Genomic DNA, 21,749 nt, shown 5'->3' on the forward strand with positions numbered 1-21,749 from the left:
CCCATGCCGAGATAGTCGTTGGAGCACCAGACGGTGATTTCCTCGGCGCGGCCGTTGGAGCGCCAGATGGCGCGCGGAAATTTGCCCGCGATGCGCTCGAGGTCGGCGAAGACACGATAGCGACGCTCGGCGTGGAGCTGGTCGATCGCTTCTTCGAAGAACCGCTGGTAGTTCATGTCGGCTTCCCAATTTTGCGCGGGATCATAATCATTGGCCTATTGGTCGTCCACCGGGCCATTTTGGTCAAAATGCCACGCCCCGCACATGTTCCTAACGATGGCGGATCGTGGCCTATTCCCATTCCACGACACGCACTGTGGATCACTTTTGTTTCAGCACGATGCCACATTTGGTGAACGCCGGTTACCAAGGGTTCTAATGGCCATGCGGCAGGCTTTCCAGTAAGGCGGTGTTTGAGACAGTTTCCGATAAATCTTGAGATGCGAGGATGCGGATGACGGTTTTGGTGACAGGCGGTGCCGGCTATATCGGCAGCCACATGGTCTGGGAATTGCTGGATGCGGGCGAAAGCGTGGTCGTGCTCGACCGCCTTTCCACCGGCTTCGAATGGGCGGTGGCGCCGGAGGCAAAGCTGGTCGTCGGCGATGTCGCCGACAAGGAATTGGTCGGTTCGATCATCAGGGACAATCATGTCGACGCGATCATCCATTTCGCCGGTTCCATCGTGGTCCCCGAATCGGTCGCCGAGCCGCTCGCCTACTATGAGAACAACACCTCAAAGACGCGCACGCTGATCGAAACCGCGGTGCGCGAGGGCGTGCCGCATTTCATTTTTTCCTCGACCGCCGCCGTCTATGGCGGCGCCGGGCTGGAGCCGGTGCGCGAGGATGCCCGCCTGGCGCCGGAATCGCCCTATGGCCTGTCCAAGCTGATGAGCGAATGGATGTTGCGCGATGCCGGCCTCGCGCATGACATCCGCTACACCGCGCTGCGCTATTTCAACGTCGCCGGCGCCGACCCCAAGGGCCGCACCGGCCAGTCGACGCCGGGCGCCACGCATCTGATCAAGGTCGCCTGCGAGACCGCGCTCGGCAAGCGGCCTTTCATGCAGGTGTTCGGCACCGATTACCCGACGCCCGACGGCACCTGCATGCGTGACTATATCCATGTCAGCGACCTGGCAGCCGCGCATCGCCTGGCGCTGCAGCGGCTGCGCGCCGGGGGACAGAGCCTCATCGCCAATTGCGGCTACAGCCATGGCTATTCGGTGCTCGAGGTCATTGAGAGCGTGCGCCGTGCCTTTGGCCACGATTTCGAGGTGAAGATGGGCGACCGGCGTCCCGGCGACGCCGCGGCGGTGGTCGCCAATTCGGACCTTGCCCGGGCGGAACTCGGTTGGACGCCGCAACGCGACGATCTCGACCAGATCGTTGCCGACGCACTCGCCTGGGAGCGCATCCTGACCAGCAAGAACTCCGCCCGCGGCTGAGCCAAGCCCCGAGGGCTCGCAAGGCGCGCGGCGACACGCTATGGAAGCAGTCGCGACGCGGCGTCGAGGCGCCGCGCCGCCGAGAGCTTTTGGGGGATGGCATGAAGATAACGGTGCTCGGCGCCGGCGTTGTCGGTACGGCAGCAGCCTATTACCTGGCCGCCGACGGCCACGAGGTCACCGTGATCGAGCGCCATGTCGCGCCGGCGCGGGGCACCAGCCAATCCAATGCCGGCCTGGTTTCGCCGGGTGACGCCACCGCCTGGGCCTCGCCGGCGGCGCTGAAGACGTTTCTGCGCGGGCTCTACAATCATGATCTCGGCATCAAGGTACGGCTGCGCTTCGATCCCTATTTCCTCGCCTGGAGCCTGCGTTTCCTGCGCCAATGCACGGTGGCCCGCCTGCGCGCCAACAGCCAGGTCAAGCTGCGCCTCGCGCTCTATTCGCGCGACTGCATCAACGCCATCTCGGCCGACACCGGCATCCACTATGACGAGCGCAAGAAAGGCATCCTCTATTTCTTCCGCTCGCAGCACAGCCTCGACACCGGCACCGACAATTACCGCTATCTGGCCGAGCACGGCCTGCCGATCGAGATCGTCGGCCGCGACCGGCTGGTCGAGCTCGAGCCGGGCCTTGCCGGCGTGAAGGAAAAGATCGCCGGCGGCGTCTATTCGCCGATCGACCAGACCGGCGATTCCCGGAAGTTCGTGGAAAAGCTCGCCGCTCATGCCGCCGAAAAGCTCGGCGTGAAATTCCTCTACGGCACGACGGTCGAGGGTCTCGACATAGAGGGCGACCGGGTGCGGGCGGTGATGACCTCGGGCGGACCGGTGACCGGTGACGCCGTCGTCATCTCGATGGGGCCTGAAAGCGGTCTGCTTGGCCGCCGCTACGGCATCGACCTGCCGGTCTATCCGGTGAAGGGCTATACCGCGACCATTCCGTTGGAAGACGAGAGCAAGGGGCCGACCATGGGCGGCGCCGACGAGGACCAGCTGATGGCCTATTCGAGGCTCGGCAACCGGTTGCGGCTGGCTTCGACCGCTGAATTCACCGGCTTCGACCGCTCCCACAAGCCCAGCGACTTTGCCACCATGTTCAGGACCGCAAAGGACCTCTTTCCCGGCGCTTTCGACGAGAAGAAGGCGGAGCTCTGGGCGGGCCTCAGGCCGATGATGCCGGGCTCCGTGCCGGTCATTGGCCAGGCACGCTATCAAAACCTCTATCTCGACACCGGCCACGGCCATGTCGGCTGGACCATGGCCTGCGGCTCCGGAAAATTCCTGGCCGACCTCGTTGCCGGCCGTAAGCCCGAGATCGACCCGCAGGGGCTTGTGTACGGGGGATAGGATGTCGGGACCGCAAGTCGCCATCGACCTTGGCCGTATCGAGCGCAACGCCCGCACCATTGTCGACCGCTGCGCCCTGTCCGGCATCAAGGTGTTCGGTGTCACCAAGGGCATGTGCGGCATGCCGCAAGTGGCGCGTGCCATGCTGCGCGGCGGCGTCGCCGGCATTGCCGAATCGCGTTTCGAAAACATCCGCCGGCTGCGCGACAGCGGCATCAACGCGCCGATCATGCTGCTGCGCAGTCCACCCATGGCGCGCATCGAGGAGGTGGTGCGCACCGTCGACATCAGCCTGCAGTCGGAACTCGCCACCATCCGCGAGATCTCGCGCATCGCCGAGCGCATGGGCCGCGTCCACGACATCATGCTGATGATCGATCTCGGCGACCTGCGCGAAGGCATCTGGCCGAGCGACCTGATCCCCACCGTCGAGCGGATCCTCGAGTTCAAGGGCGTGCGCGTCGCCGGCATCGGCACCAATCTCGGCTGTTTCGGCGCCATCATGCCGACACCGGAGAATCTCGGCCAACTCGTCGCCCATGCCTACAAGACCGAACGCCTGTCCTGCAAAAGCCTCGACTGGATCTCCGGCGGCGCCTCGTCGTCGTTGACGCTGCTGCTCGAAGGCAAACTGCCCGCCGGCATCAACAATCTCCGGGTCGGCGAGGCGATCCTGCAAGGCGGCGTCGAAACCTTCCGCGATGTGCCATGGGCCGAACTCGAGCCCGACGCCTGCCGCCTGACCAGCGACATCATCGAGGTCAAGCTGAAGCCGTCGCGGCCGATCGGCGAGTCCGGCTACGACGCCTTCGGCAACCAGCCGGTCTTTCCCGACGAGGGCGACAGGCTGCGCGCCATCGCCAATATCGGCCGCGAGGATGTGCTGGTCGAAGGGCTGACGCCGATCGCCAAGGGGATTCGCGTTCTCGGCGCCTCCAGCGATCATCTGCTGCTCGACGTGCAGGACGCCGACCCGCCGCCGGTCGTCGGCGACCGCGTCGCCTTCCGCATGAGCTATGGCGCCATGCTGCTGGCGATGACGTCGGAATATGTCGAAAAGGCCCCGATGCATGACGTCGCCGACTTTTCCGGCCGCAAGATGGTGTCGATCTCGGCCGAACAGGAAGCCGCCGGCGTTCTTGCCCGCGAGGGGACCGGCGCGCGGCTGGAGGCGATGAATTTCGACGTCGTGGAACTCACCGATGTCGAGCGGCCGCCCTCCGGGTTGATCCGGCTGAGTGCCGGCGCCGATCGCCGCATCGCCCACAAGGCGCTGACGGCGACGGCGCGCGCGACGCACTCCTTCGGCCTGATCTGGATCGATTCCATCGCCGCGCTGATGCCGGAAGACGAAGAGGGCATCGACCTGCCGGAAGGTTCTGTGCTGGCCCGGACCCTCGGCCTCGATCACAAGGCCGGCGCGCTGCAGCCGCAGCTGTCGCCGGAAAATGTCGTCATCGTCGGCCTGCGCCACGCCGACCCGGCCGAGGCGCGGGTGCTGAAGGATTCGCGAGTGTCGGCCTTCACCATGACCGATATCGACGCCATGGGCATGCGCGACCTGATGCATGAGGCGATCCGCATCGCCACATCGGGCACGCAAGGCTTTCATCTCAGCTATTCGCCGACAGCGACTGAATTCGCCGGCTGGGCGGCTGGCTCCGGCGGGCTGACGGTGCGAGAGACGCATCAGGCGATGGAGGCGATCGCGCTCTCCGGCGGCCTGCTGTCGATGGATATTTCGGGCCTGACCAAGGATATGGAGCCCAGGATCGGCGCTGACACCGTGAACTTCGTCATGTCGGCCTTCGGCAAGCGGATCCTGTGATCAGCCCCGTGCTTCGACCGCCGCGCGCCACGCGCTGACATAGGCTGCCCAGGCCGCGTCGGTCGGCGGTTCCAATCGCTCGCCTTTGCCATGCGCCGTGACCTGATCGGACGCCAGCAGTGCCGCGCCGATGCTGGTTCCCGTGGCCGCTTCAGAGGCGACGACGGCACGGCCTGTGCTTGCGGCCAGCATGCCGACAAACAGGCGATTGCGGGCAAACGGTCCTTCGATGGTGGTCGGGCCATCGGCGCCGATCAGGTCGAGGCAGGTCGCCGTCATCAGTGCCAGGTAGAACGAGATGGAGGCAAAGCGCTGTCCATTGTTCATGCCGTCGGCATTGAGCCATGTCGCGGCCTGATGCGGGAACGGCCCTGATCCCTGTTGCGTCGACGGCAGCAGCAATGTCTTTCGCGCGAGCACGGCCCGGACATCATCGTCGCTCCAAGTCTCCGGCCGGCCCTCAGTCAGCACGGAAAATTCGCGGCCGCCCATGAAACGGGCCGAGGGGATGGGGTCGCCCAGCGCGTTGACATTGACCAAAGTATCGCGCGCCGGATCGAGGCCGACCGTCCTGCCGCCCACCGCCATCGACACCACCCAGGTGCCGGTCGAGACGACCGAAAAGGGTGGCACGTCGGACAGGAGATGCGGCAGCAGCGAGGCGTTGGAATCGTGCAGGCCGCAGAACACGGGGGTTTGCGCATCAAGGCCGGTGCGCGCGGCAAGCGCTGGCAGGATCGGACCAAGGCGATCCCTGGCCGGCCGCACCGGTGCCATCAGGCCGCGCCAATCCAACCGATCGACCAGCGACGAAAAGTCGGCATGCCATGGATTCCACAGATCAGTGTGGCAACCAAGCGAGGTCACTTCGTTGGCGGCGACGCCGGTCAGGCGCAGCGCCCAGTATTGCGGGTACATCAGAATCGCGGCCGCATGCGCGAACGCGGCCGGAAAGCACTTCTGCTGCCAAAAGAGTTGCGCGCCGAGATTGAGGCCGATTGGCAGGCGCGGCGTCCCGGTCTCGACGAAGGGCGGTCGAACAGCGTCATAGTCCGCCGCCAGCCTGTCGGGGCCGTCGAACTCATAGTCCAGCACCGGCAGAACCAGTTCGCCCGAAGCGTCGACCAGCGCACCCGTCGCGCCATGCGTGGTGATCGATATGGCGTCGATGCGCCGTTCGCGGTTGAGGCCGGCAAGGCTGTCGAGGATGAATGTCCACAGCGCCTCGACATCGTGATGTGGGTAGGGCGCCTGCCGCAGCGGCGCATTTGCCATGCGGCGCAGCGCCACCTCGCTCAATGTCGCGAGGTCGACAAGCGCCACCTTGGCGTTGGTCTTGCCGATGTCGATGACGGCGATGTGGCGAAGCGCGCTCATGCCATATGGAACATAGTTTCCAGCGGCACGGCCACCGGCTCATTGTCCGGCTTCGTTTCCATGATGTCGGCCATGTGAGCCCACCAGCGCTGCATCACCGGGTGCTTCGGCAATTCGGCCATGCCGTGATCGTCGCGCCGCCACAGCACGCCGAACAGGATGTTGGTCTCTTCGTCGAGATGGATTGAGTAGTCGGACACGCCGGCCTGCTTCAAGAGCGCGACCAGCGACGGCCAGATCTCGTCATGGCGCTTCCTGTACTCGGCCTTCATGCCCGGTTTGAGCTTCATCTTGAACGCGTATTTCTCAGGCATCAGCTGTTACCACGCAGCCGCCGCCAGACAATCGGCAGGGCGATGACGATGATCAGCAGCACGCCGATGAAGATCGACATGACGATGCCGGGCACGTTGAGCAAGCCGAGCCCGAACGTCACCAGCCCCATGATGAAGGCGGCGAGTACGACGCCGACAATGCTACCGGCCCCCCCCAGAATGCTGATGCCGCCGAGCACCACCATGGTGATGACTTCCAGCTCATAGCCTTGCGCGATCGACGGCCTCGTCGAGCCGAGCCGCGAGGTGATCAGTACCGAGGCTATGCCTGACATCAGTCCCGTCAGGCAGAACAGGATGAATTTGATGCGGCCGACGCGCAAGCCGGAAAACTGCGCCGCGACCGGATTGTTGCCGATGGCAAAGACGCGGCGGCCGAAACTCGTGCGATGCAGCAGGAACCAGTAGACGACGGCGGCGATGAGGAAGAGCACCAACTCGAACGAGACCACCCACCAGACATAGCCCTGGCCGAAGAAGGCGAAGCTTTCGGGATAGCCCTTATAGGCCTGGTCGCCGAGGATGATGAAGGCGATGCCGCGGAACAGGCTCATTGTGCCTATTGTGACGACGATTGAGGGCAGGCCGAGCCTTGTCACCAACAGCCCGTTGAAGGCGCCGCAGCCGAGGCCTACGACGATGCCGATCAGCACCAGCACCGGCGTGTCCGCGCCGGCCTGCACCGCCATGCCCATCATGGTCGAGGCGAGCGCTATTATTGCGGCCACCGACAGATCGATCTCGCCCGAAATGATCAGCAATGCCATGGCAAAGGCGATCAGGCCCTTCTCGGTGAAATTGAAGGTGAGATCGGACAGCGAATACGGATCGAGGAAATAGGGTGAGGCAAAACTGTTGATGGCGAAGATGGCGACGGCCACCACGATCAACAGCGCCTCCCAGGAAAAGATCGCCGAGCGAAACGGCTTATCGAGCCGGTCGGGAATATGCCGCGGGGCAGGGATGTCGGTCATGCCACCTCCGCCTTTCTCAGGATGATGCGGCCTTGCTGGCGTTCACCGCGCGCGTTAAGCACAACAGCCAGGATGATGGCGCTGCCCGAAATCGCCATCTGCCAGAAGGGCGAGATGTTGATGACCGGCAGCGCGTTGGAAATGATGCCGAGGAACAGCGCGCCAAGCACCGCGCCGCCGACCGAGCCGATGCCGCCGGCGATCGAGATGCCGCCGATGACGCAGGCGGCGATGATGTTGAGTTCATAACCGTTGGCGACCTCGACCGAGGCGATGACGTAGCGCGAGATCCAGAGGTAGCCGGCAAGCCCGCCGATCATGCCGGAGATGCAGAAGACGATGAATTTCGTGCGGCCGACATCGATGCCGGTATAGACCGACGCCGTCGGGTTGACGCCGATGGCATAGATCGAGCGGCCGAGCGCGGTGCGTGTCATCAGCACGAAGAACAGCGCGATGACCAGGATGGCGATCCAGGACAGCACCGGAATGCCGAGGAAGGCCGCGCGCTGGAAACCGATGAAATCCGGGCTCATCTTGTCGGCATTGACCCAGGCGCCGCCGGACAGGACGAAGGTGGCGCCGCGATAGATGGTGAGTGTGCCCAAAGTCACCACGATCGAGGGGATGTTCAGCCGCCACACCAGAAGGCCGTTGATGGCGCCGAGCACCAGCCCGACCGCCAGCGCGATGACGATCAGTGCCGGGATCGGGATCGCCGGGTGCGCGGCGTTCAGCATCGCCACCACCATGCCGGTGAAGCAGAGGTTGGAGGCCATCGACAGGTCGATCGACCGGGTCAGGATGACCACCATCTGGCCGAGCGCCAGGATCATCAGGATCGAGGTGTCGTTGAACACCTGGCGCAGATTGCCGGGGTCGGCAAAGGCCGGGAAGCGGGTTGAGATCAGCCCGATCAAAACAACGATCGCCGCGGCCAGCCAGATCTCGCGGTATTTCAGAAAGGCCTTCATGCCGCGATCCCCGCTGCCGTCCGCACCAGCGTCTCGGCGTCCAGCCCTTTATTGTCATAGACCGCCGCGACAAGGCCCTCGCGCATGACCACCACCCGGTCGGACATGCCGAGTATCTCCGGCAGTTCCGACGACACCATGATCACCGACAGGCCCTGCGCCACCAGCTCGGCCATGAAGCCGTGCACGGCGGCTTTCGAGCCGATATCGATGCCCTTGGTCGGCTCGTCCAGGATGATCACCTTGGGCGCGGTCGCCAGCCATTTGGCGATGACGATCTTCTGCTGGTTGCCGCCCGACAGCGTGCCGACATCCTGGCTGAGCGACGAGGCCCTGAGGTCAAGCCGCTCGGTGTAGGAGCGGGCGAGCGAAAACTCTTCCGCCAGCCGCAGCAGGCCTGACTTGGAGGTACGCTTGAGCGAGGGCAGCGAGACGTTCTGGAAGATCGGCAGGCCGATCACCACGCCCTGCTTGCCGCGTTCCTCCGGCACATAGACGATGCCGGCCTCGATCGAATCCGCCGCCGTTTTCGGCGCTATCGCCTTGCCTTCCAGCGTGATCGTGCCGCCTGATGTGCGCGTGATGCCTGAGATAGCCTGCATGACCTCGCTGCGCCCGGCACCGACAAGGCCGTAGAAGCCGAGGATTTCGCCCTTGTGCAGCTCGAAGCCGATATTGTTGAACTCGGTCGGGTGCGACAGGCCGGAGACGGAGAGCACCGGCGCACCGATCTCGGCCTTGCGCTGCGGGAAGATGTGGTCGACCGAGCGGCCGACCATCATGCGCACGATCTGGCTCTGGCCAGCATCCTTGATCAGGCCTTCGCCAACCATCTCGCCGTCGCGGAACACCGTGTAGCGGTCGGCGATGCGGTAAATCTCGTCGAACTTGTGGCTGATGAACAGGATCGCCTTGCCTTCCTCCTTGAGGAATTCGATGAGCAGGAACAGCTCCTCGATCTCCTTCATCGAAAGGGCTGCTGTCGGCTCGTCCATGATGACGATCTGCGCGTCGATCGACATGGCGCGCGCCACCGCGACGAGATGCTTGTTGGCGATGCCGAGATCTTTCAGGCGCGCATCGGCGTCGATATGGCCGGCATGCATGGTGTCGAGCACTTCGCGGGCATTTTTGCGCATCGTGCGCCAGTCGATGGTGCCTAGCCGTGTGCGCGGCGCGTGGCCGAGAAAGATGTTTTCGGCGACGCTCAGATCGTCGAACAGCACGGTTTCCTGATGGATGGCGGTGACGCCATGGCCGAAGGCGGCATGCGCGCTGGGCAAGGTGACGGCCTGGCCGTCGATGCTGATCGTGCCCGAATCCGGCTGATAGATGCCGGTCATGATCTTGACCAGCGTCGACTTGCCGGCGCCGTTCTCGCCGATCAGTGCCGTCACCTGGCCGGGGTAGAGCGACAGACTGACATTGTGCAGCGCGCGCACGCCGGGAAAGCTTTTCGAGATGCCGGACAGCGACAGGCTTGGCGCGGAGGCCGCTGGCCCCTCCATCACCGTGCCGTGCTGGGCTGTCGTGTCCATGGTCGTATCAAGCCCTGAAAGTAGGTCCGTTTAAAATCGCGGCGGGATGTGAGCCCCGCCGCGACGGCTTGAAAGGGTCCCAGATCAATAGATCTTGGAGAACTTCTCGATGTTGGTCTTGTCGAACTGGAAGGGCGGAGCCATCGCAGCCGAGTTGCTATCGTCGAGCGTGACCTTGCCGACGCGGCCGATCGACAGCGTCGCACCAGGCTTGGCCTCTTCCTTCTTCACCGCCAGGTCGTGAGCGAGGTAGACGGCGGAGTAGCCGAGGTCGATCGGGTTCCACAGCGCGACCGCCTGGCTGGCGCCGTTGTCGATGAACTTCTTGAACTCGGACGGCAGCGCCAGACCGGTGACATTGACCTTGCCGATCAGCTTCTCGTCGGTGACGACCTGGGCGGCGGCAACAACGCCGACGGTGGTCGGCGCGATGATCGCCTTGAGGTTCGGATAGGACTTCAGCAGGCCCTTGGCTTCATCGGTGCTCTTGGCCGAATCATCGTCGCCATAGACGGTGGCGACGAGCTTGATCTTGGGGAACTTCTCCGGCAGCACCTTCTTGGCCGCGTCGATCCAGGCGTTCTGGTTGGTCGCGGTCGAGGAGGCCGACAGGATGGCGACATCGCCGCCTTCCGGCAGATAGTCGGCGGCAAGCTTGATGATCGTCTCGCCGATCAGGCCGGTGTCGGACGGGTTGAGGTGAAGCTGGCGGCCTTCCTTGGCAACGCCCGAATCCCAGGAGATGACGGTGATGCCGCGCTCCATGGCCTTCTTCAGCACCGGCACCAGCGCGTCCGCGTCATTGGCCGAAATGGCGATGGCGTTGACCTTCTGCGCGATCAGCGAGTTGACCACTTCGATCTGCGCTTCGGCGGTCGCCTTGGTCGGGCCGGTGTAGATGATGTCGACATCGCCGAGTTCCTTGGCCGCCTCTTCGGCGCCCTTGTTGGCGGCGTCGAAGAAGCCGTTGCCGAGCGACTTCACCACCAGTGCGATCTTGACGTTTTCGGCATAGGCGGCATTCACGAACATGGCGGCCGAGAATGCGGCCGTCACCATCAGTTTCTTCAAAAAGCTCATCGCATATCCTCCCTTGAGCGTTGCATTCCATCGCCGCTGCGGGCGTGAGGTGTCTCAGGCCTGCAGTGAAGATTCTTCCTTTGCCGTCTTGCGGGCGACGATCAGCGTCACGCCCGCGGTCTCCAACATCTTGGCTTCGCGATCCTCGATGCCGTCATCGGTGATGACGGTGGCGATGCGCGACAACCCGCACAGGATCAGGCTGGAGCGCTTGCGGAATTTCGAGGAGTCGACCAGCACCACCAGCTCGTCTGCCTGGTCGATCAGCTTCTGCTCCGCCTGGATCAGCAGCGGATCGCCTTCCATCAGGCCGAGCGGTCCCAGCCCTTGCGCGCCCATGAACATGCGGCGTGCATAGAAATTGCGCGTCACGTCATTGTCGAAGGGCGACAGGATGATGTTCTGCTCGCGATAGATAGTGCCGCCCGACAGCATCACCGTGTTCTTCGAGTGCTTGAGCAGATGCTCGGCGATCGGGAACGAATTGGTGAAGATCGGCATGCGCCGACCGGTCAGGAAATGCACCATCTGGAAGGTGGTGGTGCCGCCATTGATGATGATCGGCTCGCCATCCCCGCACAATTCGACCGCTTCCCGGGCGATCGCCCTCTTCTGCGAAGCGTTGATCGTTTCGTTGACGGAGAAGGGCCGGCCGGCCAGGCCGATGAATTGCGGTGGCGAAATCGCTTCGGCGCCACCGCGCACCCGGCGCAGGCGCTTTTGCACATGCAGGGCCGCGATATCGCGCCGGATCGTCGCCTCCGACGACTCCGTCAGGTCGACCATTTCCTGCACCGTCACCACAGGCTTTTCCTGGACGGCGGACAGAATGATCCTGTGGCGCTCTTTTTCGTGCATGGTTCCTCCCTGCCTGGCCATCTAGGCACTCATAACGAGCAGTGTCAATCATTTCCGATCATATAATTTCATTGTGCAGTGCAATATGATCGATCTTGATCGTTTATGATTGACAAGCGAGATGCTTGCGTAGACATTCCGGGCAAAATGGACTGCGGCTTTTTGCGTCCCAGGGAGGATACCTATGCTCGATAAGCGCTCCGGCTCGCGCCTTGCCAATCTTTGGGATGATGCGAAAACCCAAGGGATGAGCGACCCCGAGCTTCTGGTGTATCGTTCGAACACGCTGGGTTCCGACAAGCGTGTCACCAACTATGGCGGCGGCAACACCTCCTCCAAGATATGGCAGAAGGACCCGCTCAGCGGCGAGACTGTCGAAGTGCTGTGGGTCAAGGGTTCGGGCGGCGACAGCGCCTCGATCAAGCTTGACGGCTTCGCCACGCTCTACATGGACAAATTGCGCGCGCTGAAAGGCCTTTATCGCGGCGTCGAGCATGAGGACGAGATGGTGGGATATCTGCCCCACTGCACGTTCAATCTGAACCCACGCGCGGCCTCGATCGACACGCCGCTGCACGCCTATGTGCCGAAGCCGTTTGTCGATCATATGCATCCCGACGCCATCATCGCCATTGCCGCGGCGAAGGATTCCAAAGCGCTGACCAAGGAGATCTTCGGCGATGCCATCGGCTGGCTGCCGTGGAAGCGGCCGGGCTTCGAGCTTGGCCTGTGGCTGGAGAGGTTCTGCCTCGAACATCCCGCCGCCAAGGGCGTCATCCTCGAAAGCCACGGCCTGTTCACCTGGGGCGACACGCCCAAGGAATGCTACGAGACGACGATCTCGGTGATCAACCAGGCGATCGAGTGGTTCGAGCGCCGCTCCGAGGGCCTCGCGATCTTCGGCGGCGAAGTGGTCAAGTCGCTCGATGCCAAGGAGCGGCGCGCCGTCGCGGCGAAACTGATGCCGAAAATCCGCGGCCTGATCTCGGAAAAGAGCCACAAGCTTGGCCATTTCGACGATTCCGCCGCCGTGCTCGAATTCATCAACTCCAGGGATTTGCGTCCGCTGGCGGCACTCGGCACCTCTTGCCCGGACCATTTCCTGCGCACCAAGATCCGCCCGCTGGTTATCGAGTTCGATCCGGCAAAACCCGATGTCGATGCCGTCATTGCGCGCCTCGCCGACGACATCGCCGAATACCGCGTCGGCTACCAGGCCTATTACGACAGCTGCAAGCATCCGGATTCGCCCGCCATCCGCGATCCCAATGCCGTGGTCTATTTGATGCCCGGCGTCGGCATGTTCACCTTCGCCGGCGACAAGGCGACGGCGCGAATTTCCGGCGAATTCTACGTCAACGCCATCAATGTCATGCGCGGCGCCTCGACCGTTTCGTCCTATGTCGGCCTGCCCGCCCAGGAAGCCTTCGACATCGAATACTGGCTGCTCGAGGATCTCAAATTGCAGCGCATGCCGAAGCCGAAATCGCTCGCCGGCCAGATCGCGCTGGTCACTGGTGGCGCCGGCGGCATTGGCCGGGCGACTGCAAACCGGCTGCTGCGCGAAGGCGCCTGCGTGGTGCTGGCCGACATCGATGAGGCTGCATTGGCCAGCGCCAATGAGGAACTGGCGAAAGCCTATGGCAAGGATTTCGTCCGCCCGGTTGTGATCAACGTCACCTCGGAAGACCAGGTCGTCTCGGGCTTTGCCGAGACGGCGGTCGAGTTCGGCGGCATCGACATTCTGGTCTCCAACGCGGGTCTCGCCTCCTCGGCGCCGATCGAGGAGACGTCGCTGGCGCTGTGGAACAAGAACATGGACATCCTGTCGACAGGCTATTTCCTGGTCTCGCGGGAAGCGTTCCGGCTGTTCCGGGTGCAGAAGATCGGCGGCAATGTCGTCTTCGTCGCCTCCAAGAACGGCCTTGCCGCCTCGCCCAACGCCGCCGCCTACTGCACGGCCAAGGCCGCCGAAATCCATCTCGCCCGGTGTCTCGCGCTGGAAGGCGCGGAAGCCCAGATCAGGGTCAATGTCGTCAATCCGGACGCCGTGCTGCGCGGCTCGAAAATCTGGACCGGCGAGTGGAAGGAACAGCGCGCCGCCGCCTACAAGATGTCCACGGACGACCTCGAAGAGCATTATCGTTCGCGCTCGATGCTGAAGCGCTCGGTCTTCCCGGAAGACATCGCCGAGGCGATCTATTTCTTCGCCTCCGACATGTCGGCCAAATCGACCGGCAACATCATCAACGTCGACGCCGGCAACGCGCAGAGCTTTACGCGCTGATTTGGAGCGCTTCCCTTCGCCCCGTTCACGGGGAGAAGGTGGCCCGAAGGGCCGGATGAGGGGCAGCGCTGACGGAACGCATTTGGGAGGAACCAGTACTTGTCCGAAACCATCATTTCCGCCGAAATCGTCGACAGCCACAACGCCGCCAGTAAGCCCGACCTAGAGCGCGACTACGCCTCCCTTGGGGAACGCTTGGATCGCCGCGGCATCGCCATCGACGCCATCCGCGACAAGGTCGAGAAATTCGCCGTGGCCATCCCCTCATGGGGCGTCGGCACCGGCGGCACGCGCTTTGCCCGCTTTCCCGGCGCTGGCGAGCCGCGCGATATTTTCGACAAGATCGAGGATTGCGCCGTCATCAGCCAGTTGACGCAGGCGACGCCGACCGTCTCCCTGCACATTCCATGGGACAAGGCCGATCCGAACCGGCTGAAGCAGGCGGCCTCGCGCTTCGGCCTCGGCTTCGATGCCATGAACTCCAACACATTCTCCGATGCCAGGGACCAGAAACTCTCCTACAAGTTCGGCTCGCTGTCGCATGCCGACGCAGGCACCCGCCGGCAGGCGGTAGAGCACAATCTCGAATGCATCGAGATCGGCAAGACGCTGGGCTCCAAGGCGCTGACGGTGTGGATCGGTGACGGCTCGAACTTTCCCGGCCAGGTCAATTTCGCCAAAGCCTTCGAGCGCTACCTCGACGCCATGAAGGCGGTTTATGCCGGGCTGCCCGCCGACTGGAAACTGTTCACCGAACACAAGATGTACGAGCCGGCCTTCTATTCCACGGTCGTGCAGGACTGGGGCACCAACTACCTTATCGCCAAGGAATTGGGCGACAGGGCCTTCTGCCTGGTCGACCTCGGCCACCACGCGCCCAACGTCAACATCGAGATGATCGTGTCGCGGCTGATCCAGTTCAAGAAGCTCGGCGGCTTCCACTTCAACGATTCGAAATATGGCGACGACGATCTCGACGCCGGTTCGATCGATCCTTACCGGCTGTTCCTGGTCTTCAACGAACTGGTCGATGCCGAACTGTCCGGCGCCGAGGGTTTCGATCCGGCCCACATGCTCGACCAGAGCCACAACGTCACCGATCCGATTGAAAGCCTGATGCTCTCGGCGGTCGAGGTGCAGCGCGCCTATGCGCAGGCGTTGCTGGTCGACCGCAAGGCGCTCGAAGGTTTTCAGGACGGCAATGACGCGCTGATGGCGACGCAGACGCTGAAGGCGGCCTACCGCACCGATGTCGAGCCGATACTGGCCATGGCGCGGCTGAAAACCGGAGGCGCCATCGATCCGGTCGCCGCCTACCGGGCAGCGGGCTACCGCGCCAAGGTCGCGGCCGAACGCCCGGCTGTCGCCGGCGGCTCGGGCGGAATTGTCTGACACGCCTGACATCGGAATTGATCCGCCTGGCCCATTGTTGAAGGTGGACTCGGCCGCAGCGACGGGCTCTTCTAGGTGTCGCCGCCAGGAGAACCCGCCATGCACGTCACCCGTCGGATACTGATCGCCGCCAGTCTTTCCATCGCCTTTGCCCTCGCACCATTGACCAGCGTCCTTGCGGCGTCGCCGGCGCCGGCCAAGGGCGAGCACGGCATGGTGGTGACGGCCCAGCATCTGGCGTCGGAAGTCGGCGTCGAGGTCCTGAAGAAGGGCGGCAATGCCATCGATGCGGCGGTCGCCGTCGGCTATGCGCTGGCCGTCGTCTATCCCAATGCCGGCAACATTGGCGGCGGTGGCTTCATGACCATCCGTTTCGCCGATGGCAAATCGACCTTCCTCGATTTCCGCGAGCGCGCGCCGTTGGCCGCGACCAAGACCATGTATCTCGACAAGGATGGCAACCCGGTGAAGGGCGCCAGCCTCGACGGCTATCTCGCCGTCGGCGTGCCGGGCTCGGTGGCCGGTTTCGAAATAGCGCGCGAAAAATATGGCACACTCTCAAGACAAGAGCTGATGGCGCCGGCTATTCGCTATGCCAAGGACGGGTTCATTCTCAATCAGGGCGACGCCGCCTCGTTCGCCGGCAACGCTGAAAGGTTGGCGAAGGATCCGGCGGCGGCCGCCGCCTTCCTGAAATCCGATGGCAAGCCCTATGGCATTGGCGAGCGGCTCACCCAACCAGACCTTGCCGCCTCGCTCTCGGCGATATCCGAGAAAGGCCCCGATGCCTTCTACAAGGGCGCCATCGCCGACGCCATCGTCAAGGCGAGTGGCGCCAAGGGCGGCATCCTGGCCAAGCAGGATTTCGAGCAATATGCGGTGCGCGAACTGAAACCGGTCACCTGCTCCTATCGCGGCTATGAGATCACGTCCTCGCCGCCGCCAAGCTCCGGCGGCGTCATCATCTGCGAAATCCTCAATGTTCTGGAAGGCTACCCGCTGTCCTATCTCGGCGCCGGCTCGGCCGAGACGGTGCATGTCATGGTCGAGGCGATGCGCCATGCCTATGTCGACCGCAACTCCGCGCTCGGCGACCCCGATTTCGTCGACAATCCGGTCTCGAAACTGCTGGATAAAGCCTACGCCAAGGACATCCGCGACAAGATCGACCCATTCCGCGCCGGCGTGTCGCAGGACCTGATGCCGAAAGGCTTTGGCGAATCGAAGGAGACGACGCACTATTCGATCATCGACAAGGACGGCAACGCGGTCGCCGTGACCTACACGCTGAACGGCTCCTTCGGCGCCGGCGTCGTCGCCGACGGCACCGGCATCCTGCTCAACAACGAGATGGACGATTTCACCCAGAAGCCGGGCGTCCCTAACCTCTACGGCCTGGTCCAGGGCGAGGCCAATGCCATTCAGCCGAAGAAGACGCCGCTGTCATCGATGAGCCCGACCATCGTGGCCAAGGACGGCAAGCCGTTCATGGTCATCGGCAGCCCCGGCGGCTCGCGCATCATCACCATCACGCTGGAAGCGATCGTCAACGTCATCGACCACGGCATGAACATCCAGGAGGCGATCGACGCGCCGCGCATCCACCATCAATGGCTGCCCGATAAGGTCTATGTCGAGCCGTTCGGCCTGTCGCCGGACACCGAAAGGCTGCTGGCCGGCATGGGCTACCACCTTGATCTCGGCGACCAGACCTGGGGCCAGGCGGCCGGCATTTTGGTCGGCGGCAAAAGCCTCGCGGAAATCGGGAAAGGCGGCGGCGCGCGCTACAATGGCGCCATCGACAGCCGGGCGGCCTCTGGCGAGGCACTCGGATATTGATGCCGGGGCGGACCCTCGGACAGGGTCGCGGCCCGGCAAGAACCGTCAGGTAACCAGTGTGATGGTCGATGCGATCAGCATCAGGGCGGCGATGCCGACGAACAGCGCGTAGATGCGCGGCCGGTCAAGCAGAAGCGCGTTTCCGGAGATCCAGGCCGATGTGGCGCCGCCAAGCGCGAAGAGGAACCCGTTGCGATGGCCGAAGGTCATCGACGCGGCCATCAGCCCGCCGATGATCAGGGCGCCGAACACGATGATCACGGCGACCGCGTATTTCTCGAAATCATTGTTGCCGATCCCTGGCCCGATCGCATTCAGATTGGGCAGGTCGTCCGGATCGAAAGGGTTCGCCGACCCATATTCGTCTTGACCGATCGATTCTCGCATCATTCGTTCTCCGCAGACCGGCAACAAACCATCAACACTTGCCGAGTGCAACCCGATCGCACGTCCCTCTCTGTGTCGACCGTCACCTTCAACACGTTCCGGCGGCGCTTGTCACCGGTTTTCCGGCTGCCTGGGTCGAATGCAACACGTGTCCGCGTTCGGATGGCGCGCCACCATCCTATTCTATTTGGACCGAGTTCGCGGGGAAAAGATGATGCCGAGCGTCAATTTCAGTGCCGCAACGCCCTGCGCGACTGCGGCGGGGAGTCGCAGCGCTGGGCGTGAGGCGAGTAATTTTTGACTGGGAAGGCGTTCGCGGTGCGGGAAGGAATACCGCCCCTTGCTGAACGCCTGCCTCGGTAGGATGGTGGCACTTCGCGCCCTCATTCCTGCGAAGGGGGGGCGCTCAATCGACGATAGGGCACGCCGTCGAAGCTTGCCGTCACAAAATCCGTGACGGACATCTTGCGCTTGCGTCCGTCGCTGCAGGCGTAAACCGGCCAACCGGCATCGCTGCATTCGCTGGCAGCGCAGATACGCGCCAGGCAGTTACCGATCGTCAATCGGAAGCCGCCCTTGCCGGCGAAGCCTTGCAACAAGCTGCCGTCCGCCGAGCGCCAGGTCCGCGCACGGAATTCCGCCCGCAAAAGCAATGGTTCGAGAGAGACCGCAAGATTGGTTTCGCCGGCACGTCCTGCGAACTGCAGACGGAAGCGCGCCATTGCAGTCGTGTATGCGGTCACAACATCCGATTCGCGAAGATAGGAGACCGGCAGGTTGGAGCGGTCAAGCAGATGAGACATGCGCTCGCTGGCCTCCACCGGCATCAGCAAGGCAACAAGAATAAAAAGGGCGAAGCAAGCTCGCGACATTTTCCAGCAGCCATATCGATCTCGGCCTGCCGGTTTGGCCCCGGTTGCCCCCAGTAACATCCCGCCAATCGTCGCCCCGTGCAAGCCGCTTGCTGAGGCAGTCCAAGGCGGCCGAGTGTGCAATTCGCACGGCCACCGAGTTAAAGCGCTTGGAGCCGAAGAGGTGACCCGCATCGACGAATCTGCGCGGGCAATGGCGAGGTATACTCGGCGTTTGCGGCAAGGAGGAACACATGCCGCCAGCCAGGGTTCCTTAGCTGGCGCGGGCCGGCGGCAGCTCAAACAGGTTGGCGCCGTTCTCCTGGCCGCGCTCGACATAACCGATAATGCCGAACCATCGGGCGACGTCAGGCCCCTGCAGCCAGCTGCGCGAGTGGATGGGAAGGTTGCCGGCGAGCGCCTGGATGTGCCTGATATGCCGCTTGCAGAAGCGCACGGTCGAGGCGCGGAAGAAGTCCTCCTGCGCGGCAAACAGCGTATCGGCGGCGTCGCTGTTCTCATGCCAGGCGATGATCGCCACGGCCTTCTCGCCCTCGACCAGCGCGTGCGCCCGGCCTTCCTTCAGATTCATCATCAGATTGTCGTAGGCGATCTTGCTGTCCTTGCCGGCCGCCGCGTACTCCTCCGACATCCGCTTGGAGAGGCCATGAAACACATCCTCGAGATCCCCGAGCGTTGCTGCGCGTGCTCTCATTTCACCTCCTGCAGCCCCGGCAGGGAGTTTGCCCTAAGGGTAGGGGATCACCAAGCAAATCGAATCCGCTGAATGGCCAATGAGAGCAAAGCTGTTTCACTCGGCGCGCTGCCTGGTCACGCAACAGGGCCAAGTCCTGAGGTTGCGGAAAACCGCTCACACTTTTCCTGGAATTGCTCTAGACGAGGGTTGTTTCAATCGTCTGCATCAGGCAATCGCCAGCCTGCGTGCCGACGATGCCCAGATCCCGTACGCTGTTCATATGGTTCCGGTCATTCAGGCGGAGGTCGCGGACACCGTGCCCCTGCGCGCGCAAGAGTGTTCCGAAGTCGGCCGCTTGCTGGTGGAAGGGTTGCGTTTCCTGGTCCCCGACGAGAATGGTCACTGCCGTCTTCGGGTCATGCCGCCGCGTCATTGGCGTGAAGGCAGCTGCCTCCTCGTCGGTGATGCCGATCAACGGCTCGAGGAAGGATCTCTGCAGAGGCTTCAGGTCGTAAAGGCCGCCCAGCAGCAGCGCCGCACGGATGCGTGATGGCATTGGCGTCTTCTCGAACAGGAATGTGGCCAGGTGCGCTCCGGCTGAATGGCCGCTGACGCTTATCCGGGCGGGATCGCCGCCATGGTCGACGATGTTGTCCAGCACCCATTGTTTGGCGCGCCGGACCTGTTCCACGATCGCCGCCATCCTGAACTCGGGCATTAGCGCATAATCGACGATGACGGCGATCGCACCGGCTTTGGTGACTGTGTTCGCCACATAGGAATAGTCGCCCCTTGAAAACATGCGCCAGTAGCCGCCGTGGATGAAAATATGAACCGGAATATTCTTGCGCCCGACCGGGGGAAAGAACAGGTCGAGCCTCTCGGCCGCGCCGTTGCCATAGGCGACATTAGCCACCATGGGCAGCGTCGCCCGGGTAGCGGTGCTGCGCGCCACGATATCGGCCACGATGTCATCGAAGTCGGCAACGTGATCGCGGGTGCGGAAGGGGTCTTTCTGCATGGATGCCCGATCAGAAGGTAACGGCGATATACTTCGCCTCCATGAACTCGGCGATGCCGTGGTGCTGGCCGCCCTCGCGACCCAGGCCGCTCTGCTTGACGCCACCGAAGGGCGCCGCAGGGTCCGACATCAGCCCCCGATTGAGGCCGATCATGCCGGCCTCGATCCTCGATGCCACCCGCAATCCTCGGCCCACATCGCGCGTATAGATATAGGCGGCAAGGCCGTATTCCGTGTTGTTGGCGTGCATGATGACTTCGGCCTCGGTCTCGAATCGCGTGATGGGCGCTACCGGCCCGAAGATCTCCTCATGCGCCATGTCGGCATCGGGCGAAACCTGCGACAGGACCGTCGGCGGATAAAAGAAGCCTTCCTCTTCCGGGATCGAGCCGCCGCAAAGTACCTTGGCTCCCCGGGCCACGGCGTCATTGACAAGGCGGTCGATCTTGGCGACCGCCTTTCTGGTGATCATCGGCCCGCACTCGGTATCCGCACTCATGCCTGGTCCGACCTTGAGAGCTGCCATGCGCTTGCGAAGGCCGTCGGCGAACGCATCATGAATGCCCGACTGGACATAGATGCGGTTGGCGGCTGTACAGGCTTCGCCGGCATTGCGCATCTTCGCGATCATGGCGCCATCGAGCGCGGCATCGAGGTCGGCATCGTCGAAGACGACGAAGGGTGCATTGCCGCCGAGTTCCATCGAGCAGGAGACTACATGCTTGGCGGCTTCGCCAAGCAAGGTTCGTCCGACGCCCGTCGAGCCGGTGAAAGAGAGCTTCCTGACGCGCGGATCGGCCAGCATGGCCGATGTCAGCGGACCGGGACTGGTCGTGGTGAGCACGTTGACCACGCCGGCCGGAACGCCGGCCTCGCCGTAGAGCGCGGCCAGCGCATAGGCCGTCAGCGGCGTTTCGCTGGCCGGCTTCAGGATCACCGTGCAACCGGCCGCCAATGCCGGCGCGATCTTTCGTGTCGCCATCGCGGCCGGAAAATTCCAGGGCGTGATCAGCACGCAGATGCCGATCGCCTCATAGTCGACCACGATGCGGTTGGTGCCGGATGGCGCGGTGCCGAACTCGCCGGTGATCCGAACCGCTTCTTCCGCGTTCCAGCGGAAGAACTCGGCGGCGTACGCAACCTCGCCGCGCGCGTCGCGCAGAGCCTTGCCGTTTTCGAGCGAGATCAGCATGGCGAGCGTTTCCGACCGCTCGACCATGAGTTCGAAACAGCGCCTGAGGATTTCCGAGCGCTTGCGCGGCGCCGTCTCCCGCCATCCCGTCGCCGCCTTGGCTGCCGCATCGACCGCGGCCAGGGCATCCTCGAGCGTCGCGTCGGGGACCGCTGCAATAACAGACCCCGACGAAGGATCGACGACGTCAATGACCCGGCCGTCGGAAGATGGTCGCCATCTGCCGTCGATGTACAGTCCGTGCGAAAAGCCGCGAACATCATAGTCGTCCTGGTCGATCCACAGCGCATTGGGAGGAAGGTTCATGGTCTTGTTCC

At 63.3% G+C, this 21,749-nt stretch carries 18 protein-coding genes and 1 pseudogene; 6 read left to right on the forward strand and 13 right to left on the reverse strand.

From position 1 onward, the window contains the following. Positions 1 to 176, reverse strand: a pseudogene (locus tag AB4Z43_RS33010) (5-aminolevulinate synthase); the annotation flags it as partial. 278 nt (positions 177 to 454) lie between these two features. Here AB4Z43_RS33010 and galE point away from each other — a divergent pair. From galE to AB4Z43_RS33025, 3 genes are all read left to right on the forward strand, one after another. Further along, a complete protein-coding gene (gene galE / locus AB4Z43_RS33015; protein ID WP_038644497.1) occupies positions 455 to 1,450 on the forward strand; it encodes a UDP-glucose 4-epimerase GalE in 996 nt (331 codons plus the stop codon). A 101-nt stretch (positions 1,451 to 1,551) separates the two neighbouring features. Then, complete coding sequence (locus AB4Z43_RS33020; protein WP_441940909.1) at positions 1,552 to 2,802, forward strand: D-amino acid dehydrogenase; 1,251 nt, start codon at positions 1,552 to 1,554, stop codon at positions 2,800 to 2,802. Position 2,803: 1 nt separating this feature from the next. Beyond that, the gene (locus AB4Z43_RS33025; RefSeq protein ID WP_441940911.1) at positions 2,804 to 4,630 is read left to right on the forward strand and encodes an alanine racemase; all 1,827 of its coding nucleotides are present in this window, start codon (positions 2,804 to 2,806) and stop codon (positions 4,628 to 4,630) included. On the opposite strand, the gene AB4Z43_RS33030 is transcribed toward AB4Z43_RS33025, so the two are convergent. From AB4Z43_RS33030 to AB4Z43_RS33060, 7 genes are all read right to left on the reverse strand, one after another. Continuing rightward, the gene (locus AB4Z43_RS33030) at positions 4,631 to 6,007 is read right to left on the reverse strand and encodes an FGGY-family carbohydrate kinase (protein ID WP_441940912.1); all 1,377 of its coding nucleotides are present in this window, start codon (positions 6,005 to 6,007) and stop codon (positions 4,631 to 4,633) included. Further along, positions 6,004 to 6,321 (reverse strand): L-rhamnose mutarotase, encoded by a 318-nt coding sequence (gene rhaM / locus AB4Z43_RS33035; RefSeq protein ID WP_038644505.1) that lies wholly within the window; start codon positions 6,319 to 6,321, stop codon positions 6,004 to 6,006. The genes AB4Z43_RS33030 and rhaM overlap by 4 nt, the downstream gene beginning before the upstream one ends. Next, on the reverse strand, positions 6,321 to 7,316 hold the full coding sequence (locus AB4Z43_RS33040) for an ABC transporter permease (protein WP_441940915.1): 996 nt from the start codon (positions 7,314 to 7,316) through the stop codon (positions 6,321 to 6,323). The genes rhaM and AB4Z43_RS33040 overlap by 1 nt, the downstream gene beginning before the upstream one ends. Continuing rightward, positions 7,313 to 8,290 carry an ABC transporter permease gene (locus AB4Z43_RS33045; RefSeq protein WP_019863182.1) on the reverse strand — a complete coding sequence of 326 codons (978 nt, stop codon included), beginning with the start codon at positions 8,288 to 8,290 and terminating at the stop codon, positions 7,313 to 7,315. Before AB4Z43_RS33045 ends, AB4Z43_RS33040 begins: the two co-directional genes overlap by 4 nt. Next, entirely contained in the window at positions 8,287 to 9,828 is a 1,542-nt protein-coding gene (locus tag AB4Z43_RS33050; RefSeq protein ID WP_441940917.1) for a sugar ABC transporter ATP-binding protein, read from the reverse strand. Before AB4Z43_RS33050 ends, AB4Z43_RS33045 begins: the two co-directional genes overlap by 4 nt. 84 nt (positions 9,829 to 9,912) lie before the next feature. Further along, positions 9,913 to 10,908 carry a rhamnose ABC transporter substrate-binding protein gene (gene rhaS, locus AB4Z43_RS33055; protein WP_010913442.1) on the reverse strand — a complete coding sequence of 332 codons (996 nt, stop codon included), beginning with the start codon at positions 10,906 to 10,908 and terminating at the stop codon, positions 9,913 to 9,915. A gap of 54 nt (positions 10,909 to 10,962) precedes the next feature. Next, entirely contained in the window at positions 10,963 to 11,766 is an 804-nt protein-coding gene (locus tag AB4Z43_RS33060) for a DeoR/GlpR family DNA-binding transcription regulator (protein WP_010913443.1), read from the reverse strand. A gap of 184 nt (positions 11,767 to 11,950) precedes the next feature. Between AB4Z43_RS33060 and AB4Z43_RS33065 the strand changes: the two genes are divergently transcribed. The 3 genes from AB4Z43_RS33065 (at position 11,951) to ggt (ending at position 17,284) form a co-directional block, all read left to right on the forward strand. Beyond that, complete coding sequence (locus AB4Z43_RS33065) at positions 11,951 to 14,053, forward strand: bifunctional rhamnulose-1-phosphate aldolase/short-chain dehydrogenase (protein WP_441940920.1); 2,103 nt, start codon at positions 11,951 to 11,953, stop codon at positions 14,051 to 14,053. A 99-nt stretch (positions 14,054 to 14,152) separates the two neighbouring features. Then, positions 14,153 to 15,445: an L-rhamnose catabolism isomerase gene (gene rhaI / locus AB4Z43_RS33070; RefSeq protein ID WP_441940922.1), complete on the forward strand. Its 1,293-nt coding sequence runs from the start codon at positions 14,153 to 14,155 to the stop codon at positions 15,443 to 15,445. Positions 15,446 to 15,544: 99 nt separating this feature from the next. Beyond that, positions 15,545 to 17,284: a gamma-glutamyltransferase gene (gene ggt / locus AB4Z43_RS33075; RefSeq protein ID WP_441940923.1), complete on the forward strand. Its 1,740-nt coding sequence runs from the start codon at positions 15,545 to 15,547 to the stop codon at positions 17,282 to 17,284. A gap of 45 nt (positions 17,285 to 17,329) precedes the next feature. Here the strand turns inward: ggt and AB4Z43_RS33080 are convergent, their stop codons facing one another. The 5 genes from AB4Z43_RS33080 to AB4Z43_RS33100 form a co-directional block, all read right to left on the reverse strand. Then, positions 17,330 to 17,674, reverse strand: coding sequence for a hypothetical protein (locus AB4Z43_RS33080; RefSeq protein WP_010913447.1), 345 nt, complete (start codon positions 17,672 to 17,674; stop codon positions 17,330 to 17,332). A 380-nt stretch (positions 17,675 to 18,054) separates the two neighbouring features. Then, positions 18,055 to 18,603 carry a hypothetical protein gene (locus AB4Z43_RS33085; RefSeq protein ID WP_236952160.1) on the reverse strand — a complete coding sequence of 183 codons (549 nt, stop codon included), beginning with the start codon at positions 18,601 to 18,603 and terminating at the stop codon, positions 18,055 to 18,057. Positions 18,604 to 18,796: 193 nt separating this feature from the next. Beyond that, on the reverse strand, positions 18,797 to 19,237 hold the full coding sequence (locus AB4Z43_RS33090; RefSeq protein ID WP_027047749.1) for a hypothetical protein: 441 nt from the start codon (positions 19,235 to 19,237) through the stop codon (positions 18,797 to 18,799). A gap of 178 nt (positions 19,238 to 19,415) precedes the next feature. Continuing rightward, positions 19,416 to 20,240, reverse strand: a complete 825-nt coding sequence (locus tag AB4Z43_RS33095) for an alpha/beta hydrolase (protein ID WP_019863191.1) — start codon at positions 20,238 to 20,240, stop codon at positions 19,416 to 19,418. 10 nt (positions 20,241 to 20,250) lie between these two features. Next, positions 20,251 to 21,738 carry an NAD-dependent succinate-semialdehyde dehydrogenase gene (locus tag AB4Z43_RS33100; protein ID WP_441940926.1) on the reverse strand — a complete coding sequence of 496 codons (1,488 nt, stop codon included), beginning with the start codon at positions 21,736 to 21,738 and terminating at the stop codon, positions 20,251 to 20,253. Positions 21,739 to 21,749: the final 11 nt, after the last annotated feature.

It is taken from the genome of Mesorhizobium sp. 2RAF45, from assembly GCF_052115225.1.
Taxonomy (GTDB): Bacteria; Pseudomonadota; Alphaproteobacteria; order Rhizobiales; family Rhizobiaceae; genus Mesorhizobium; species Mesorhizobium jarvisii.

What these genes read in the sequence shown, in the direction of transcription:
- galE (WP_038644497.1), top strand. Translation starts at nt 455, where the DNA reads ATGACGGTTTTGGTGACAGGCGGTGCCGGCTATATCGGCAGCCACATG.
- AB4Z43_RS33020 (WP_441940909.1), top strand. Translation starts at nt 1,552, where the DNA reads ATGAAGATAACGGTGCTCGGCGCCGGCGTTGTCGGTACGGCAGCAGCC.
- AB4Z43_RS33025 (WP_441940911.1), top strand. Translation starts at nt 2,804, where the DNA reads ATGTCGGGACCGCAAGTCGCCATCGACCTTGGCCGTATCGAGCGCAAC.
- AB4Z43_RS33030 (WP_441940912.1), bottom strand. Translation starts at nt 6,007, where the DNA reads ATGAGCGCGCTTCGCCACATCGCCGTCATCGACATCGGCAAGACCAAC.
- rhaM (WP_038644505.1), bottom strand. Translation starts at nt 6,321, where the DNA reads ATGCCTGAGAAATACGCGTTCAAGATGAAGCTCAAACCGGGCATGAAG.
- AB4Z43_RS33040 (WP_441940915.1), bottom strand. Translation starts at nt 7,316, where the DNA reads ATGACCGACATCCCTGCCCCGCGGCATATTCCCGACCGGCTCGATAAG.
- AB4Z43_RS33045 (WP_019863182.1), bottom strand. Translation starts at nt 8,290, where the DNA reads ATGAAGGCCTTTCTGAAATACCGCGAGATCTGGCTGGCCGCGGCGATC.
- AB4Z43_RS33050 (WP_441940917.1), bottom strand. Translation starts at nt 9,828, where the DNA reads ATGGACACGACAGCCCAGCACGGCACGGTGATGGAGGGGCCAGCGGCC.
- rhaS (WP_010913442.1), bottom strand. Translation starts at nt 10,908, where the DNA reads ATGAGCTTTTTGAAGAAACTGATGGTGACGGCCGCATTCTCGGCCGCC.
- AB4Z43_RS33060 (WP_010913443.1), bottom strand. Translation starts at nt 11,766, where the DNA reads ATGCACGAAAAAGAGCGCCACAGGATCATTCTGTCCGCCGTCCAGGAA.
- AB4Z43_RS33065 (WP_441940920.1), top strand. Translation starts at nt 11,951, where the DNA reads ATGCTCGATAAGCGCTCCGGCTCGCGCCTTGCCAATCTTTGGGATGAT.
- ggt (WP_441940923.1), top strand. Translation starts at nt 15,545, where the DNA reads ATGCACGTCACCCGTCGGATACTGATCGCCGCCAGTCTTTCCATCGCC.
- AB4Z43_RS33080 (WP_010913447.1), bottom strand. Translation starts at nt 17,674, where the DNA reads ATGATGCGAGAATCGATCGGTCAAGACGAATATGGGTCGGCGAACCCT.
- AB4Z43_RS33085 (WP_236952160.1), bottom strand. Translation starts at nt 18,603, where the DNA reads ATGTTACTGGGGGCAACCGGGGCCAAACCGGCAGGCCGAGATCGATAT.
- AB4Z43_RS33090 (WP_027047749.1), bottom strand. Translation starts at nt 19,237, where the DNA reads ATGAGAGCACGCGCAGCAACGCTCGGGGATCTCGAGGATGTGTTTCAT.
- AB4Z43_RS33095 (WP_019863191.1), bottom strand. Translation starts at nt 20,240, where the DNA reads ATGCAGAAAGACCCCTTCCGCACCCGCGATCACGTTGCCGACTTCGAT.
- AB4Z43_RS33100 (WP_441940926.1), bottom strand. Translation starts at nt 21,738, where the DNA reads ATGAACCTTCCTCCCAATGCGCTGTGGATCGACCAGGACGACTATGAT.